At 73.8% G+C, this 18,072-nt stretch carries 14 protein-coding genes; 2 read left to right on the plus strand and 12 right to left on the minus strand.

All coding sequences use genetic code 11. From position 1 onward, the window contains the following. Nucleotides 1-41 precede the first annotated feature (41 nt). The 6 genes from alaS to D2L64_RS14610 form a co-directional block, all read right to left on the minus strand. Nucleotides 42-2,720, minus strand: coding sequence for an alanine--tRNA ligase (gene alaS / locus D2L64_RS14580; RefSeq protein WP_119576597.1), 2,679 nt, complete (start codon nucleotides 2,718-2,720; stop codon nucleotides 42-44). Further along, a complete protein-coding gene (locus D2L64_RS14585; protein ID WP_013732747.1) occupies nucleotides 2,717-3,022 on the minus strand; it encodes a hypothetical protein in 306 nt (101 codons plus the stop codon). Before D2L64_RS14585 ends, alaS begins: the two co-directional genes overlap by 4 nt. 25 nt (nucleotides 3,023-3,047) lie before the next feature. Further along, on the minus strand, nucleotides 3,048-3,509 hold the full coding sequence (locus D2L64_RS14590) for a DUF948 domain-containing protein (RefSeq protein WP_119576600.1): 462 nt from the start codon (nucleotides 3,507-3,509) through the stop codon (nucleotides 3,048-3,050). Nucleotides 3,510-3,659: 150 nt separating this feature from the next. After that, nucleotides 3,660-4,268, minus strand: a complete 609-nt coding sequence (locus D2L64_RS14595) for a hypothetical protein (protein ID WP_119576844.1) — start codon at nucleotides 4,266-4,268, stop codon at nucleotides 3,660-3,662. Between the two features lie 2,735 nt (nucleotides 4,269-7,003). After that, nucleotides 7,004-8,524 carry a replication-associated recombination protein A gene (locus D2L64_RS14605; RefSeq protein ID WP_119576606.1) on the minus strand — a complete coding sequence of 507 codons (1,521 nt, stop codon included), beginning with the start codon at nucleotides 8,522-8,524 and terminating at the stop codon, nucleotides 7,004-7,006. Between the two features lie 75 nt (nucleotides 8,525-8,599). Then, nucleotides 8,600-8,800: a hypothetical protein gene (locus D2L64_RS14610; RefSeq protein WP_119576609.1), complete on the minus strand. Its 201-nt coding sequence runs from the start codon at nucleotides 8,798-8,800 to the stop codon at nucleotides 8,600-8,602. Nucleotides 8,801-8,997: 197 nt separating this feature from the next. Here D2L64_RS14610 and D2L64_RS14615 point away from each other — a divergent pair, with 197 nt between their 5' ends. Beyond that, nucleotides 8,998-9,741: a GNAT family N-acetyltransferase gene (locus D2L64_RS14615; protein ID WP_119576612.1), complete on the plus strand. Its 744-nt coding sequence runs from the start codon at nucleotides 8,998-9,000 to the stop codon at nucleotides 9,739-9,741. A gap of 82 nt (nucleotides 9,742-9,823) precedes the next feature. Here D2L64_RS14615 and D2L64_RS14620 read toward each other — a convergent pair whose 3' ends face one another. From D2L64_RS14620 to D2L64_RS14640, 5 genes are all read right to left on the minus strand, one after another. Continuing rightward, on the minus strand, nucleotides 9,824-11,185 hold the full coding sequence (locus D2L64_RS14620; protein ID WP_119576615.1) for an MFS transporter: 1,362 nt from the start codon (nucleotides 11,183-11,185) through the stop codon (nucleotides 9,824-9,826). Continuing rightward, a complete protein-coding gene (locus tag D2L64_RS14625) occupies nucleotides 11,182-11,772 on the minus strand; it encodes an ArsR/SmtB family transcription factor (protein ID WP_119576618.1) in 591 nt (196 codons plus the stop codon). Before D2L64_RS14625 ends, D2L64_RS14620 begins: the two co-directional genes overlap by 4 nt. 211 nt (nucleotides 11,773-11,983) lie before the next feature. Further along, on the minus strand, nucleotides 11,984-12,262 hold the full coding sequence (locus D2L64_RS28510) for a hypothetical protein (RefSeq protein WP_199714530.1): 279 nt from the start codon (nucleotides 12,260-12,262) through the stop codon (nucleotides 11,984-11,986). 76 nt (nucleotides 12,263-12,338) lie between these two features. After that, nucleotides 12,339-14,162: an aspartate--tRNA ligase gene (gene aspS / locus D2L64_RS14635; protein WP_119576621.1), complete on the minus strand. Its 1,824-nt coding sequence runs from the start codon at nucleotides 14,160-14,162 to the stop codon at nucleotides 12,339-12,341. Between the two features lie 209 nt (nucleotides 14,163-14,371). Next, a complete protein-coding gene (locus D2L64_RS14640; RefSeq protein WP_119576624.1) occupies nucleotides 14,372-15,424 on the minus strand; it encodes a S1 family peptidase in 1,053 nt (350 codons plus the stop codon). 247 nt (nucleotides 15,425-15,671) lie between these two features. Between D2L64_RS14640 and D2L64_RS14645 the strand changes: the two genes are divergently transcribed. After that, nucleotides 15,672-16,502 carry an SGNH/GDSL hydrolase family protein gene (locus D2L64_RS14645; protein WP_119576627.1) on the plus strand — a complete coding sequence of 277 codons (831 nt, stop codon included), beginning with the start codon at nucleotides 15,672-15,674 and terminating at the stop codon, nucleotides 16,500-16,502. A gap of 210 nt (nucleotides 16,503-16,712) precedes the next feature. Here the strand turns inward: D2L64_RS14645 and hisS are convergent, their stop codons facing one another. Continuing rightward, nucleotides 16,713-18,041, minus strand: coding sequence for a histidine--tRNA ligase (gene hisS / locus D2L64_RS14650; RefSeq protein ID WP_119576630.1), 1,329 nt, complete (start codon nucleotides 18,039-18,041; stop codon nucleotides 16,713-16,715). Nucleotides 18,042-18,072 lie beyond the last annotated feature (31 nt).

Consider the following 18,072-nt stretch of genomic DNA (forward strand, 5'->3'; position numbering starts at 1 on the left):
GCGGACCGACCCGGTCCGCCCTGACCCGCCGTACCGATGACTCACGCCTCGGCGACCGCCTTCTCGACCGTCACCAGCAGCGTCGGCACCTCCGAATCGGGCAGTCCACCGCCCTGGGCGAGATCGGGGCTGCCGCCCCCGCGCCCGGAGAACGCGACCTTGACCAGGTCGTTCGCCGCCAGGCCGCGGCTGCGGGCCGCCGGGTTGACCGCCACCACCAGGGACGCCTTGCCGTTCGAGCGGGCCGCCACGGCGACCACCCCCGGCCGGGCCGGGTCGATCCGGCCCCGGATCTCCTGGGCGAGGGTGCGTACGTCGTTGCCGCCGGCCCCCTCGGGCGCCTCGATGCCGACGTAGGCGACCCCGCGCACGTCCCTGGCCTGGGCGGCGAACGCCGCCGCGCCACCGAGCACCAGCTGGGCGCGCAGCTTCTCCAGCTCCTTCTCGGCGTCGCGCAGCTGGGTGACCGTCTGCTCGACCCGGTCGGCGACCTGCTCGGACGGGACGCGGTACAGCTCGGCGAGGCGGGCCACCAGCAGGTGCTCGCGGGCCAGGAAGTTGAACGCGTCCATGCCGACCAGCGCCTCGACCCGGCGTACGCCGGACCCGATGGACGACTCGGAGAGGATCTTGACCAGGCCAAGCTGGCCGGAGCGCGACACGTGGGTACCGCCGCACAGCTCGCGGGCGTAGTCGCCGACCTCGACCACCCGGACCTGGTCGCCGTACTTCTCGCCGAACAGCGCCATCGCGCCGATCCGCCGCGCCTCGTCCAGCGAGGTGACGAACGCGTGCACCTCCAGGTCGGCCAGGAGCACCTCGTTGACCTGCTGCTCCACGTCCCGCAGCACGCTCGGCGCCACCCCGGTCGCGGTGTTGAAGTCGAACCGCAGCCGGCCCGGCGCGTTCAACGAACCGGCCTGGGTGGCGGACTCGCCGAGGAAGTTGCGCATGGTCTGGTGCACCAGGTGCGTCGCCGTGTGCGACCGGGAGATCGCCCGCCGTCGGCTGGTGTCGATCTCGGCGTAGCCGGCCTCCCCCGCCCGCACCTCGCCCCGGATCACCCGGGCCCGGTGCACGATCAGCCCCGGCACCGGCTGCTGCACGTCGAGCACCTCGACCTGCCCGCCGCCCACCGTGATCATGCCGTGGTCGGGCTGCTGCCCACCGCCCTCGGCGTAGAACGGGGTGGTGTCGAGCACCAGCTCGACCAGGTCGCCCTCGACCGCCGCCGCGCGCGGACCGTCGGCGCCGAGCAGCGCGCGGACCGTCGACTCCCGGCTGACCTCGGTGTAGCCGGTGAAGGTCACCGGACCGCCGGCGTCGAGCACCGACCGGTACGCCGACAGGTCGGTGTGCCCGGTCTTGCGCGCCTGCGCATCCGCCTTCGCCCGGGCCCGCTGGTCGGCCATCAGCCGGCGGAAGCCCTCCTGGTCGACGTCGAGACCCTGCTCGGCGGCGATCTCCAGGGTCAGGTCGATCGGGAAGCCGTACGTGTCGTGCAGCTGGAACGCCTTGTCGCCGGTGAGCGCCCGGCCGCCCGCGGTGCGGGTCTCGGCGATCGCGGTGTCCAGGATCGTGGTACCGGCGCGCAGCGTCGCCAGGAAGGCGTCCTCCTCCGCGTACGCGTACGCGGAGATCCGCTCGAAGTCGGCGGCCAGCTCCGGGTACGACGGCGCCATGCAGTCCCGGGCCACCGGCAGCAGCTCGGGCAGCGCCCGCTCCTGCCAGCCGAGCAGCCGCACGGACCGGATCGCCCGCCGCATGATCCGCCGCAGCACGTAGCCCCGGCCCTCGTTGCTCGGGGTCACCCCGTCGCCGATCAGCATCAGCGCGGTCCGCACGTGGTCGGCGATCACCCGCAGCCGGACGTCGTCCGGGTGCGACTGGTTGGCCGCGTGCCCGGAGTGCGCGCCGTACCGCTTGCCGGTCAGCTCGGCCGCCCGGTCCAGGATCGGCCGCACCTCGTCGATCTCGTACAGGTTGTCGACGCCCTGCAGGATGGAGGCCATCCGCTCCAGGCCCATGCCGGTGTCGATGTTCTTCTTCGGCAGCTCGCCGACGATCCGGAACTCCTCCTTGCTCCGGACGTCCGCGATCTCGTACTGCATGAAGACGAGGTTCCAGAACTCCAGGTAGCGGTCCTCGTCGACCTCCGGGCCGCCCTCGGCGCCGTACTCCGGGCCCCGGTCGTAGTACAGCTCGGAGCACGGGCCCGCCGGACCGGGGATGCCCATCGACCAGAAGTTGTCCTTCTTGCCCCGGCGCACGATCCGCTCGGCCGGCACTCCGGTACGCAGCCAGAGGTCGTACGCCTCGTCGTCGTCGAGGTAGACCGTGGCCCAGATCCGCTCCGGGTCCAACCCGAACCCGCCCTGATCGACCGGTTTGGTGGACAGCTCCCAGGCGAGCGGGATCGCCCCGGCCTTGAAGTAGTCACCGAAGGAGAAGTTGCCGTTCATCTGGAAGAACGTGCCGTGCCGGCTGGTCTTGCCGACCTCGTCGATGTCCGGCGTGCGGATGCACTTCTGCACACTGACCGCACGCGGGAACGGCGGGGACTGCTGACCCAGGAAGTAGGGGACGAACTGCACCATGCCGGCGTTGACGAACAGCAGGTTCGGATCGCTGATGGCGGGCAGCGGAGCGGACGGCACCACGGCGTGCCCGTTCGCCTCGAAGTGGGCGAGATACCGCCGCTTGATCTCCGCCGTCTTCATCGCTGGTGTTCCTCCGGAAAGATTTCTCGATCGCCCAACCGCGGGTCCTCCCGCAGCTCGGCGAACTGGTCGTCGAACGCCTCGCCCTGGGCGAACGCCTCGTGGATCTCCTGCTCCCGCTCCGCCATCCCGGCGCGTACGTCCGCGACGAAGCTACGCAACTCCTCCACCAGGCCGCCAGCGGATTGTGACAGGTTGTCGGCGATGCCGGCCGGGGTGTACGCGTGCGCGGCCCGGGTCGCCTTGCGGACCACCACCACGCCGACGGCCAGCCCGATGCCCAGCCAGAACAGACGCCTCATGCTCGTACCTCCCCGACCCGACCGGTCAGCGGCTCTCGCGCCGGGCGGCGCGCCGCTGGGCCTTGATGCTGTCCCGGACCTCGCGCTCGGTCTCCGCGTGCCGGCGGGCGGCGGCGGCCTTGCGTACCCCATAACCGAACGCGGCCACCTTGACCAGCGGGTTGGCTGCCGCGGCGGAGACGACGGTGACCAGGTTGGCGACGTTCGCGCTGATGTTCTGCGCGTGGCTGGTCATGTTGTCGACCTTGGCCAGTTGCAGGTTCACCCCGTCGAGCGAGGTCTGCACCTGCTCCAGGGTCACGTTCACGTTGCGGACCGTGGTGTTGACATCGCCGAGCAGCGGGCCGGTCCGGTCGTTGAGGTCGTTGATCATCCGAGTGGTGGCGTCCACGGTGTGCCGCAGCCGCAGGATGGGCAGCGTCAGGATCAACACCAGCATCGCGAACGCGATCGCCGCGATCAACGCCGCGACCTCCAAAATGCCCACGCCTGTCCTCCTCAGCAAGTGGCTCGGGGCGGCAATCTCCCCGAGCCGCACGACCGTCTCGCCCACACCGCCGCCCGGCTGCCCGCCGAGGTCGGCGGGCAGCACACGGGCCGCCAGAACCAGACCCTACCGTCCGTGATGACGATCGGCTCAGGACGGTGGTGACGTAGTCAACTCGCCCAACGGGTCGTCTCCCACCGTCGGGTAGGGGTCCACACCGGTCAGTGACGGGTCGGTGCTCGGCTGGGGCCGGGTCCGTTCGTCGTCGATCGCGTTGCGCACCTTCACCGACACCAACGATCCGGAGCACTCCTCGGCCTCGGTCGACTCGTCGGGAGACGGCACGATCACCGGTTCACCGTCCACCGGCGGCGGTACGCAGGTGGGTGCCCGGACCCAGAGGTCGAGGGTCAACTCGTCCAGCCGCCAGCAGGTGTAGCTGCCCTTCTCCTCCTGCTCGGGGCAGAAGCTCGGCTTCCAGGGCTGCCAGCCGTCCTCACGCAGTGCCGCCTGGTACGCCTCGGCGGTCTCCTCCGGTGCCCGTTCGGAGTTCACGGTCCGCTCCCGCAGGCGGCAGTCGAGCAGACACCAGTAGCTGCCGGTGACGTCGTCGACCGGGTCGACCGCCGCCCAGGCCGGCACGTCCAACTCGTCCAACGAGGCGAAGGCCGGATCCCGGGCCTCCGCCCGCAGCCCGAAGAACGCCGGCAACAGGCCGAGCAGCAGTACGCACACCGCGGCCAGGATGCCCGCCCGCAGCCGCTGGTTGCCGCCACCCTGACGGCGCGTCTCGGTGCCGGCGTCGTCGTCGTCGAACCGGTCGACACTCCCGCGCCCCGCTTCCACGGGCTGCCTTACGGCCGGCTCGGTGCCCGGTCGCGGCCCGGCCGGGTCGACGGGTGCGACCGCGGCGGCGGCCCGGGCCACCGGCGGCGGCCCCTCACCGGCCCGCGGCAACGGCCCGCCGGCCCGCGGCGCCCCGTCCCCGACCCGCGGCGCCCCGTCCCCGGCCCGCGGCGGCCCGTCAACGGCACGCGGCAGCGCCGGTACCGGTGGGATCCCGGTGGGTTCCGGGCGGGCCGGATTGCGGTGCGGCGGGGCGGCCCGGCCTGCCAGCCGGTCCTCAGGTCGGGGGGCGGCGGCCCGGGCCACAGCCGGCGAGCCGGGTGGTCCGGCGCGGTCCGCGCCGGTACGGACCGGGCCGCCCGGCGCCGGCCCCGCAGGCGGTACGGCGCCCGATCGAGGCGGGCCGACCGCAGGTCGTGCCGGGGCGGAGTCGGGGCGGGTCGGATCGGCCTCGGGGCGGGCTGCCCCCCGGACCGGGCCGGGGGGGCCGCCACCCGGGCGGCCCGGGCCGGCCGGTGGACCGTCGGGCCGGACCGGGCCGGCATTCGCCCCGTCGGGCCGCACCGCACCACGGGCCGGTCCGGCCGGCGCGCCGTCGGGGCGCGCCCTGCCTGCCGGCGCCCCCTCTGGACGGACCGCTGGGTGCGGTGGTGGTGTCGGGTTGCCATCCGGGTGGGCGGGGGTCCTGGTGCGGGCAGCCGGCGGTCCGGCGGCGCCCTCCGCGTCCCGGCGTTCCCCGACCGGCGGCATACCGGTCGCCTGGGGGCCACCGGAGTGCCTCGCCGGGGCGTCCGGTGCCGGGCCGCGCCGATTGATCGTGGGCAGCGCCGGATCGGTGTGGTGGGCGCGGCCCGCCTGCCGCAGCCAGTCGGCCGGCCGCGGTGGCCGGCCGGCCCGGCCGTCACCGGGCCGCGCGTCACCGGGCCGCGGGTCACCGGGCCGCGGGGCGAGGTCACCGGTTGCCGTACCGGATTCGGGGTCCGGTCCCGCGTCGGCCGCCCGGCGGCCCCGAGCCCGCGGCTCCTCCGCGTCGCCCGAGCGGCGGCCCCGGACCGGGGCGTCCGTCGCCCCGGTCGGCCGGCCGTCGCGCACCGCCGCGTCCCGCGGGGCGGCCGCAGGGCGGCCGGGAGGCGGCTCGGCAACCACCCGGCGGTCGGTGGCCGGCGGAACCGGTCCGTCCGCACCGGCGCGGCGGCCCCGTGGCACGATCTCGCCGACCGAGAGACCTCCGGTGGTGCCGGACGGCACACCGGGAACCGGTGGGGCGTTGCCGGACAGCGGTACCACCGGCTGCTCGCCGTCGGGTTCGGCGGCGCGGCGCCGCCCGGCCCGTCGACCGCCCGCCGGTGCACCGGACGGGCTTGCGGGGACCGGTGATTCCGGCGCCGGGCGACCCGGACCGTACCCGGTCGGGTGCTGGTGCGGGTCGGGCTCGACCGCCGCCCGGCGACCGCGCGGACCTGCCGGTGCACCCGTTCGACCGCTCGACCGTGGACCGCCGTCGGCCTCCGACGGTGCCGGGCCGAGGGTGCCCTCGACGTTGTCGGGCGCCGCCCGACGGGGGCCTGCGGGGGCGCCATCGGGCCGGCCCGGGGACCGACGGGGCGCGGGTGGACCGGAGACCGGACCGACGGGCGCGCCGGACACCGGACCGACCGGAGCACCGGACACCGGGCCAGGCAACGAACCGGTGGTGGGGCCGGCCGCCCGGCCGGACAGTGGACCGGACGGCGGGCCGGTCATCGGCTCGGCAGGCGAACCGGCGCGCGGGCGCCGACCGGGCGGCGCGGCTTCCGGGTGCGGCCACGCGTCAGCTGGTGGGTTCGGGGTGCCCCCCTCCCGGCGTCCGGCCGGTGCGGAACCGGTGGCCGGCGCACCGGGGTACGGCACCGGCGGCCGCTGGCCGGCGGCGGGAGGACGGGGGCCGGCGGCCGGGGGACGAGGGCCGGCGGCCGGGGGACGAGGGCCGGCGGCCGGGGGACGGGGGCCGTCCGTGGGTGGCGCGGGCATCCCGGCCGGCGGTCCCGCGACCGGTGCGGCCCCGGCGCTCGGCCGCGGCCCGTCGGCTGGCGTCGCCTCGCCGGCCGGGCGCGCGGCCGGGGCGCCCGGCCAGGGGCCGTCGACCGGGCGGGCGCGAGGCGGCTCGGCGCTGCCCCGGCGTGGCGGGGCGGCCGGAGCAGGCCCGGCACCCGGCGGCACGGGACGACCAGCCGGACCCGGCTGCCCCGGCTGTCCGGGCTGGTTCGTCGGTCTCGGCGGACCGGGTGGGCCGGCCGGACCTGCGGGGCCGGCGGGAGCGTGGGCGCGTCCCCCCGGCGCGGGGGGCGGGACGGGGCCACCCGAAGGCGGTGCCGGGCGCACCGACGGAACCGGGCCAGGGCGGCCGGGCGGAACCTGACCGGCCCGGTCCGGTCCGGGTGGCGCCGCCGGGCCTCGCCGGGCGGCGGTGGGCTCGTCCGGCGCCGGTGGGGCACCGTCGGGGCCCAACTGACCGCGCTGCTGCTTGGCCGAGCGCAGGTCGTCGATCCAGCCGAAGTCCTCACCGGCCGCCGGTTCCTCCGCGGCGGCCTCGGACCTGCCCCGGCCCCAGCGGCGGCCCTTGCGCCGCTCGTCCGGACCGTCCTCCGGTCGTTCGGAACCAGGGGATTTCACTGTTGACCCTTCCCGTCTGCGTGGTCGCCGACCTCGTCCGCCGTCTCGGCGTCAGTGGCCGCCCGCTGGCCGCCGTCGCCACCGGGGGGTGTCGCCGCGGCCCGGTCACCCGTCGTCGGTGTCTCCGGGCGCGCCGGGGCGGACTGCCCACGGACGATCCGGCGCAGCAACGGCAGCCGGGTGGCCACCGATCGTTCCGCGCCGTGCTGGCTCGGCCGGTAGTAGTCGACGCCGATCAGTTCGTCCGGCACGTACTGCTGGCTGACCACACCTCGTTGGTCGTCGTGCGGATAGCGGTAACCGGTGCCGTGGCCGAGGCCACGCGCACCGGCGTAGTGCGCGTCGCGCAGACCACGCGGTACCGGGCCACCGCGACCGGCCCGTACGTCGGCGATGGCCGCGCCGATCGCGGCGGTGGCCGAGTTCGACTTGGGTGCGGTCGCCAGGTGGATCACCGCCTGGGCGAGGTTGAGCTGGGCCTCGGGCAGACCGACGTACTCCACCGCGTGCGCCGCGGCGGTGGCCACGCCGAGCGCGCCGGGGTCGGCCATGCCGACGTCCTCGCTGGCGAAGATAACCAGTCGACGGGCGATGAACCGGGCATCTTCTCCCGCCACCAGCATCCGGGCCAGCCAGTGCAGCGCCGCGTCCACGTCCGAGCCCCGCATGCTCTTGATGAACGCGCTGGTCACGTCGTAGTGGGCGTCGCCGGCACGGTCGTAGCGGACGGCCGCCGTGTCCACCGCCCGCTCCGCGGTCGCCAGGTCGATCCGCCCGCTGCCGAGGGCGGTGGCCGAGCCGGCCGCCGCCTCCAGGGCGGTGAGCGCCTTGCGGACGTCACCACCGGCCAGTCGTACGAGGTGATCCTCGGCCTCGGTGTCCAGGGTGAGCGCCCCGGCCAGCCCCCGCTCGTCGGTCATCGCGCGCCGCAGCAGGCCGCGGACGGCCGCGTCGTCGAGCGGGTGCAGGGTGAGCAGTACGCACCGGGACAGCAGCGGGGAGATGACCGAGAAGTACGGGTTCTCCGTGGTGGCCGCGAGCAGCGTGACGGTGCGGTCCTCGACCGCGGCGAGCAGGGAGTCCTGCTGGGTCTTGCTGAACCGGTGCACCTCGTCGATGAAGAGCACGGTCGGCGGACCACCCGACCGGCGTTGCCGCCGGGCGGTGTCGATCACCGCTCGGACGTCCTTCACCCCCGCCGACAGTGCCGACATGGCGACGAACCGCCGGTCGGTGGCCGCGGCGACCAGATGGGCGATGGTGGTCTTGCCGCTGCCGGGCGGCCCCCAGAGGATGACCGACATCGGCGCGGCACCGATGACCAGTTGCCGCAACGGCGCCCCGGGGGCGAGCAGGTGGCCCTGCCCCACCAGTTCGTCGAGGCTCGCCGGGCGCATCCGGACCGGCAGCGGCGCGTCCGGACCGGCCGGAGTGAAGCCGCCGACGCCACTGGAACCCGTTACCGCACCTACTGCTGCGGCGGGTTCACCCAGGGTGAAGAGCGTCTCGGACTCCATCACGAGAACAGTACCGGGCTCGACCGACCACGCCGGAATCGCGCCGCCGACCGCGCCCGGTCTGATCCTTCTCGGTCAGCCGCGCCCCGGGCGACGGCCCCGGTACCAGCGGCCACCACCACGCCGGCCGACCCCGGCCAGGTGCAGCGAGAGCAGCAGCAGACCGATCAGCACCAAGGTGTTCCAGCTGAACAGGTCCGGCGCGCCGAGCCGGGTGTCCAGCAGGTCGAGCAGCAACGCGAAGCCGAAGACCACGGCGGCGGCGATGGCGAGCATGGGGTTCCTCCGGTGGGGGTTCCAGTAGGTCGGCGCGGGATGTACCCGATCGGTCGGCCCGCCAATCTCCACCCTGGAACTTCGTCCCCGGCGGATCCCGGCCGGCGGGCGCCCCTCGGACGGGCCGGTCCGTACCAGGGGCGGCTGCGGGAAGGCGGGTGGGCGGGATGGGTCGGGGGCTCGATTAGGGTGGCGTCGTGATCAGCGTTGACGGCGGGCCCGCCGGGCGGGAGGCGGTCCTGAGCAGCGTGGGCAACCACCCGTTCGTCCGGCACTCGCTGCCGCCGCAGGAACCGGTACGGGGTTGGCGGCGGGACCACGCCGTGTGTTGGCTGCTGCCCGCCACCACGCCGGGACCGCTGGGCGGTGTGGTCGGCCCGGCGGCCGAGGCGGTCGACCTGTTCCGTGCGCTCGCCGCCGAGCATGCCTGGCAGCCGGGGCGGTGGGTTCACCTGCCGCGACTGGATCCGCCGACCCGCACCGTCGTCCCGGCGGTGGACACCCACGAGGACTGGGACTTCCTCTGGACCGCCACCGCCCCGCCGCCGCAGCCCGACGAGGAGCGGGTGGTCCGGCTCACCGATGCGGACCGCCCGGCACTGACCGCGCTGATCGAGGAGGCGTTCCCGACCTCCACGGCCCGGCCCGGCGACCCGCGGATCGTCGACTGGTACGGCATCCGCGACGGCGACCGCCTGATCGCCTGCGGGGCCGACCGTACCCGGGGTGACGTGGGGTTCCTCGCCGGGCTGACGGTGGCGCCGGCGCATCGCGGCCGAGGGCTCGGCGCCGCGCTGACCGCGGGCATGACCCGGGCGTTGGCCACCCGCTACGACATGGTGGCGCTGGGGGTCTACCCGGTCAACGTGGGCGCGATCCGGCTCTACCGGCGGCTCGGGTACACCGGCACCCACCAGCTCACCTCGGTCCGCATCGCCTGATCCCACCCGGCGCCGAACCCCCGGCCACCGAGCCAGGCCCCCACCGCCGGCCGAGGCTGGCCCCCGGCCGGCAGTCCGCCACCTAGCGCCGGCCGACCTTCTTCGCGTCGGCTGCCCCCGGTCCGTGATCGGCCGCGACGCCCACCGCCGGGACGTCCGCGGCCGAGCCGACCGCGACGACGGGATCGGCGCCGCCGACTGGCACGCCGGTACGACGGTCGGCGCGCCAGGCGGGTAGGTACAGCGGGGCGGCGACGGCCAGCACGACCGCACCGACCAGCATCGCCACGCTGACCCCGGCCCGGTCACCGACGTAGCCGAGCAGCACTCCGCCCAGCGCCGCGGCCGGCATCGCCGCCATGGAGTTCACCGAGATCACGCTGGTCCGGTACGGGCCGTCGACCTGCCGGTGCAACAGCCCCATGTGCAGCGGGTTGGCCGCGCCGTGCACGGCGTAGCAGGCGACGAAGGCGATCAGCACCCCGACCGGACCGGCGAGCAGACCCATGCCGACGACCGTGATGCCCTGCACGATCCGCAGCAGGGCGGCACCGAACGCGGCGCCAAGCCAGCGGATGAGCAGCGGGGTGAGTGCCGCGCCGCCGGCCGAGGCGAGCCAGGCCGCCGTACTGGCCGGGCCGAGCAGCGCGGCGGCCCGATCGGCGCCGCCCACCACCTCGGCGAGCCGGATCGGCAGCAGGCCCTCGAAGGTGACCATGCCGAAGCCCCAGAACAGCTCGACCGCCACCAACGCGAGCAGCACCCGGGAGCGGCGCAGCAGACCGAACGCCTCGCCGACCATCCGCGGCGCCTGTCGCAGCGACGAGCGCAACGCGCCCGCGCCGGCTGCCGGTCGCTGCTCCGCCAGCAGGGTCAACAGACCCGCCAGGGCGACCGCCTGCAATCCGACCGCGACCACGATCGGCGTGGTGAGGGCACTGACCGGCCCCACCGGGCCGAGGGCGACCAGGCCGCCGCTGAGCAGCGCACCGGCGGCCATGCACAGGCCCAGGACGGTGCCGGCCTGACCCAACCCCTTCTCGTACGCGGCGTCGGGGTCGGCGGCGAGGGTGGCGTCGACGTACCAGGATTCGAGCGGGCCGCTGTCCAGGGCGCGGAACACCCCCTGCAACGCCCAGACGGTGGCCAGCAGGGCCAGCGAGTCGGCGACCAGCAGCAGGGCCAGCGAGGCGAGTCCGACCACGTTCGCCACCACCAGCACGGGTTTGCGGCCCAGCACGTCGGCGAACCCGCCGGTGGGCAGTTCCAGGGCGAGCACCACCACGCCCTGCGCGCCGACGGCCAGCCCGATCTGGGTCAGGGTCAGTCCGCGTTCCTGCATGAGCAGGATGAACACCGGAATCAGCAGGCCGACCGGCAGCCACCGCAGGCCGTGCAGGACCAGGAAGCGGTGGCGGATCTGGGCGACGGTGAGGGTGCTCATCGGGTCGCGTCCCGGACCAGGGGGAAGCCGGCGGCGAAGAGGATGACCTGCTCGGCGTCGGGCGCGGCCGGCGCGTCCCGGTACCGCTTGACCACCGCCCACAGCTCCTCGTTGAGGGCGCGCAGCTGGCTGGGCGTGAGGGTGAGCAGCGCGTCGCTGAAGTCGACGGCCTCGCGCCACTCCCGCGGCCGGTCGTGTTGCACGGCGACCCAACGCTGGGCGTACTCGGCCACGTACTGGAAGTGCCTGCTCTGCACCCAGTCCGCCGCCGCCTGGGCCTCCGGATCCCCCTCGAAGTCCGTGGGCTGCCACGAACTGATGTCGTGGGCGGCGCGCCAGTAGCGCCGCCGCCCGCCGCCCTCGGCCGGCTCCTCGACGACCAACCCGACCTCGGCCAGCTGACGCAGGTGGTAGCTGGTCGCGCCGGTGTTGGTGTCGAGTTCGGCGGCGAGGTCGGTCGCGGTCGCCGGCCCGTTGGTGCGCAGGGCGCCGAGCAGTTGGACGCGCAGCGGATGGGCGAGCGCCCGGATCTGCCGCGCGTCGACGTGCACGACGCGCGGTTCGGCGCCGCTCGGCTTCTTCTCCATGAATGCACAGTAGCTGCGCACACCATCTATGCACAAGCGCTGTGCATAGATGGTGTGGATGGACCACGGCAGCGACTCGCGCGGCTGGGCTAGGGGCCGAGCAGTTAGGTGACGCCACGCAGCCGGGTGGCCAGCAGGTCGACGGCGCGGGCGCAGTCCAGGCGTACGTCGGTGGGGCGCACCACCCCGGCGGCGGTGACGGTGGAGGTCTTCAGTCCGGCGCGTCGAGGCCCTCCCGGTGCGCCACCAGCCGGCCCAACTCGGCCCGGCTGACCGCCTCCGGGCCGGCCACGTCCAGCGGCCCGGCATAGTCGGAGCCGACCAGTTCCACCACGGCGGCGGCCAGATCGGTGCCGTCGACCGGGCAACGCAACTCGTCGGTGAAGAGCGTGGCCCGCCCGGCCAGCGAGTCGCGGCAGAGCTGGATCTGCCTGCTCCCCTCACCCGCTCCCCGTCGACACCGCCGTCGATCATGAAGTTGTTGTCGCAACCCGCCGGGCGGGACGGCAACAACTTCATGATCGACGCAGGAGGCGGCGCCCCGGGTGACCGGGCGGGTCGGTCGGTCAGGTGGGGTCGGCCACCGGGGCGGCCGGGCCGGCGGTGCCGGTGTGCGGCGCCTGCTGCGGCTTGGGCTTGGCGTCGATGCCGGCCTCGGCGCGCTGTTGGGCGGTGATGGGGGTGGGTGCGCCGGTGAGGGGGTCGAAGCCGCCGCGCGTCTTCGGGAAGGCGATCACCTCGCGGATCGAGTCGGCACCGGCGAGCAGCATGCAGACCCGGTCCCAGCCGAACGCGATGCCGCCGTGCGGCGGCGGACCGTAGCTGAACGCCTCCAGCAGGAAGCCGAACTTGTCCTGCGCCTCCTCGGGCGTGATGCCGAGCAGGTCGAAGACCCGCTGCTGTACGTCCCGACGGTGGATACGGATCGACCCGCCACCGATCTCGTTGCCGTTGCAGACGATGTCGTACGCGTACGCCAGCGCCCGGTCCGGCGCCTCCTCGAACCGGTCGACCCATTCGGAGTTCGGCGAGGTGAACGGGTGGTGCACGGCCGTCCAGCCACCGGCCCCGCCGCTCCCCTGGTCGGAGGCCAGCTCGAACATGGGGGCGTCCACCACCCAGCAGAACGCCCAGGCGCTCTCGTCGACCAGACCGGACCGCTTGGCGATCTCGATCCGGGCCGCCCCGAGCAGCTCCTGCGCCTCCCGGGTCTGCGCGCTGGCCGCGAAGAAGATCGCGTCGCCGGGCTTGGCGCCGACCGCGTCGGCCAGCCCGGACAGGTGCTCGGCGGAGAGGTTCTTCGCCACCGGCCCGCGCGCCTCACCGGTCTCGGCGTCGAGCACCACGTACGCCAGCCCCCGGGCACCACGCGCCTTGGCCCAGTCCTGCCAGCCGTCCAGCTCCTTGCGGGTCTGGGCGGCGCCGCCGGGCATCACCACCGCGCCGACGTAGCCGCCCGCGTCGATCGCCCCGGCGAAGACCCGGAACTGGGTGCCGCGCAGGTAGTCGGTCAGCTCGGTCAGCTCGACGCCGTAGCGCAGGTCGGGCTTGTCCGAGCCGTACCGGGCCATCGCGTCGTGCCAGGTGATCCGCGGCAGGGGCCGGGGGATCTCGTACCCGGCCAGGTCCGACCAGAGGGCGGCGACGATCGCCTCGCCGAGGTCGATCACGTCGTCCTCGGTGACGAAGGACATCTCGATGTCGAGCTGGGTGAACTCCGGCTGCCGGTCGGCCCGGAAGTCCTCGTCCCGGTAGCAGCGGGCGATCTGGTAGTACCGCTCCATGCCGCCGACCATCAGCAGCTGCTTGAACAGCTGCGGCGACTGCGGCAGCGCGTACCAGCTGCCCGGCTGGAGGCGGACCGGGACCAGGAAGTCGCGGGCGCCCTCCGGGGTGGACCGGGTCAGCGTCGGCGTCTCGATCTCCAGGAAGTCCCGCTCGTGCAGCACGGTACGGGCGAGCTGGTTGGCCCGCGAGCGCAGTCGCATGGCCCGCGCCGGGCCGCCGCGCCGCAGGTCGAGGTAGCGGTACTTGAGCCGGACGTCGTCGCCGGCCACCACCTGGTCGTCCACCGGCAGCGGCAGCGGCGCCGCCTCGGAGAGCACGTCCAGCTCGGTCGCGGTCACCTCGATCTCGCCGGTGGGCAGCTCCGGGTTCTCGTTGCCCTCGGGCCGTCGGGTCACCTCGCCGACGACCTTGACGCAGTACTCGTTGCGCAGCGCGTGTGCGTCCTCCTCGCGGAAGACCACCTGGACCACGCCGGAACCGTCGCGCAGGTCGACGAAGATGACACCGCCGTGGTCGCGCCGGCGGGCCACCCACCCGGCGAGCGTCACCGTGGTGCCGGCGTCCGTCGCGCGCAGGCTGCCGGCGTCATGGGTACGGATCACGACGTGCGTCTCCCTCGTCTGGCTCCAGGTCTACTTCCGGCATTCTCGCAGCACGCCCCCGCCGCCGTTTGCCGGGTGCGGGGAAGGACCCCGTCCCGACGCCCGGCGCACCGGACGGGACCCGGTCGACCCGCCCACGACGTACGCGGGCCGCCGGAGGAGGAATCCGGCGGCCCGCTGGTGGAGGAGAAGTTCGTGCGTACGAGGGATCAGTAGACGCTGACGCCGTAGCGGCTCAGCACCGGTCCGATCGGCTGGAAGTAGGTGGTGCCCCCGGTGCTGCAGTTGCCACTGCCGCCCGAGGTCAGGCCGAGCGCGACGCTGCCGCTGAACAGCGAACCGCCACTGTCGCCCGGCTGGGCGCAGATGTTGGTCCGGATCAGGCCCCGGACCTGTCCCTCGGCGTAGTTGACCGTGGCGTTGAGCCCGGTCACCGTGCCGCTGCGCAGACCGGTGGTGCTGCCCGAGCGCTGCGCCGACTGGTTGACGAACGCGCTGCCGGAGCTGGTGATGTCACGGTAGCTGCCGTTGTAGAGGTAGACGTTGCCCGGCTGCACCGTGCTCTGGTTGCTGTACCGGACGATGCCGTAGTCGCTGCCCGGGAAGACGCTGCCGGTACGCGAGCCCAGCAGCGCGGTCTGCGCGGAGTTGCTGTACCAGTTCGCAGCGATGTTGGTGCAGTGCCCGGCGGTGACGAAGTAGTAGGTGCTGCCGGCCCGCACGTTGAAGCCCAGCGAGCAGCGCCCGCCGCCCTGTGCGTAGATGGCCTCACCACCGGAGATGCGGGTGCTCAGCACGCCGGTCTCGGCCTCGACGCGTACCGCGCCGTTGGTCCGCGCAGCGGCGGCCTTCACCCGCTCCAGCTTGGCGCCGGTGACCGTGCTGTCGACGGAGACGACGACCTGGTTGGTGGCCGGATCGACCCACCAGGCGGTGCCGGGGATCGCCGCGGAGCGGTCCAGCTCGGCGGTGGCGCGGTTCAGCTCCGACGCACCACGCTTGACGAGCTTGGGGGTGGCGCCGGCCGCCGCCACCTGGCGGGCCGCGACGCTGTCGGTCACCGCGACCACCATCTTGCCGGTGGCGTCGGCGTACGCACCGGCGGCGCGGGCGCCGAGACGCTCGGCGAGGGACGCGGCGGCGTCGGGTGTGGCGGACCCGGGTGCCGCCTGGGCGGGCGTGCCGGCCAGTACGCCGGCGACGAGGGTTGCGGCCGCGGCGACGGTGACGGCGCGGCGCAGCATTGACCTTGTGGGTCGCATGTAACAGCCTCCCGGAGGGGGTTGGCGGGCCCTGTCACGTCGACAGGGCAGGGGGCAACTCGGCCACCTGGGGAAACGGCCAAGCGAAGGCAAGTATTCACACATTTAAGATCATTGACAAGGCCACGCTTTGCCCGATTTCCACCGCCGGGGCGAAGCAATGCCTCCGTAACATTGTGGACACAGAAGGTCGTCTATACGCTCTGGTCGCCGCCACAATCCGGCACACCGTGAACCGGAGGCCACCATGACCCTCGTCCGACGCGCGCTGGCCACCCTCGCCGGCGTCACCGCCCTCGTCCTACTCGTCACCGGCCCCGCCGCCGCCGACCCCGGCCCACCACCCAGCTCGATGACCAGCCTCGGCGACTCCATCACCCGCGGCTTCAACGCCTGCGGGTGGTACGTCGACTGCACCAGCCGATCGTTCAGCACCGGCGACGACTCCACCGTGAACAGCCACTACCTGCGCATCCGGCGGGCCAACTCGGCCATCAACGGCCGCAACAACAACGCCGCCCGCACCGGCGCCAAGTCCGCCGACCTGTCCGGCCAGGCCGGCACCGCAGTCAGTCAGGGCGCCGGCTACGTGACCATCCTGATCGGCGCCAACGACGCCTGCACCAGCTCGGAGTCGACGATGACCTCCCCGGCCGCCTTCCGGACGAACATCGACTCCGCGCTGACCCGGCTCAAGTCCGGCCTGCCGAACGCCAAGATCTACGTGATCAGCATCCCCGACGTGCACCGACTCTGGTCGGTCGGCAAGGACAGCAGCAGCGCCCGTACGGCCTGGTCGCTCTTTGGCATCTGCCAGTCGATCCTGGCCAACCCGACCTCGACCGCCCAGGCCGACATCGACCGCCGTAATCGAGTCCGGCAGCGCGTGGTCGACTTCAACGGCCAACTGGCCGCGGCCTGCGCCGCCTACGGCGCGAACTGCCGGTACGACAACAACGCCGTCTTCAGCTACCCGTTCACCCTTGCCCAGCTCTCCACCTGGGACTACTTCCACCCCAACACCGCCGGCCAGCAAACCCTCGCCACCATCTCCTACCCCGCCGGCTACCCCTGGTAGCCCCCACTCCCCCACCGCCACCGCCCTCGCCCCACCGACCGCGCGCCACCGACCGCGCGATCTTGCACTTTCGGTCCCGACAAAGCACTTTGTATCGCCCGTAACGACGACACAAAGTGCAAGATCGCGGGGGCGGGGGCGAGGACGGGTACGGGGGCGGGGGCAAGATCACGCGGGCGGGCGGGGCGGGAAGGTCGCGGGGTGGGGTGGCTAGTGGATGGCGGGTTTGAGGTCGGCGGGTGGGGGGGTCCACTCGGCTGGGGTGGCCGGGGCCTGGTCGCCGGAGCGGATGTCCTTGACCTCGTCGGAGGCACCATCAGTGCCGGGGAACCAGACGTAGGGGATGCCGCGCCGCTCGGCGTACCGGATCTGCTTGCCGAACTTCGCCGCACTCGGCGACACCTCGGTGGGGATGCCACGCGAACGCAGGCCCTCGGCGACCCGGTTGCTGGCGCCGCGCAATTCCTCGTTGGTCACCGCCACCAGCACGCAGGTCGGCACCTCCCGGGAGACCGACAGGGCACCCGCGCCGAAGAGCAACCCGAGCAGCCGGGTCACCCCGATCGAGATGCCCACCCCGGGGAACCGGGCGTTGCCGGCGCTGGCCAAGTTGTCGTACCGGCCACCGGAGCAGACCGAGCCGAACTTCTCGTACCCGATCATCTGGGTCTCGTAGACGGCGCCGGTGTAGTAGTCCAGACCGCGGGCGATGCGCAGGTCGGCCACGCAGAGGCCGGGTGAGTGCGCGGCGGCGGTCTCCACCACCGTGGTCAGTTCGGCGATGCCCTCGTCGAGCAGCGGGTCACTGACCCCGAGCGCGCGGACCGCGTCGGCGAAGGAGGCGTCCGGCGCGGAGATCTCCGCCAGCGCCAGGCACGCCTTGGCCTGTGCCTCGCTCGCGCCGGCCGTGGTCGCCAGCAGCTCCGCCACCCCGGCCGGGCCGATCTTGTCGAGTTTGTCGACTGCCCGCAGCGCCGCCTCCGGGTCGGTCAGCCCGATGCCCCGGTAGAAGCCCTCGCAGATCTTGCGGTTGTTCACCTGGATGCGGACCGGCGGGATCGGCAGCGAGCGCAGTGCGTCGCCGATCACCAGCGGCATCTCCGCCTCGTGGTGCCCGGCGAGGGTGTCCCGGTCGACGATGTCGATGTCGGCCTGGAGGAACTCGCGGTAGCGCCCCTCCTGCGGCCGCTCCCCGCGCCACACCTTCTGGATCTGGTAGCGGCGGAACGGGAACTGCAGCTTGCCGGCGTTCTCCAGCACGTAGCGGGCGAACGGCACCGTCAGGTCGAAGTGCAGGCCAAGGCTGTCGTCACCGGCCGGGCCCTCCGGGTCGCCGTGCAGCCGGCGGATCACGTAGACCTCCTTGGAGGTCTCCCCCTTGCGCAGCAGCTGGTCCAGCGGCTCGACCGCACGCGTCTCCAGGGGGGCGAAGCCGTACAGCTCGAAGGTCGACCGGATCCGGTCCAGCACGTACTGCTCGATCATCCGCTGGGCGGGCGTCCACTCCGGAAAGCCGGAGATGGGCGTGGGCTTGCTCATGATGCTCCGTTCGCAGACCCGCGCGGTCCGC

This window comes from Micromonospora radicis, assembly GCF_003583405.1.
In the GTDB taxonomy this organism is placed as follows: domain Bacteria; phylum Actinomycetota; class Actinomycetes; order Mycobacteriales; family Micromonosporaceae; genus Micromonospora; species Micromonospora radicis.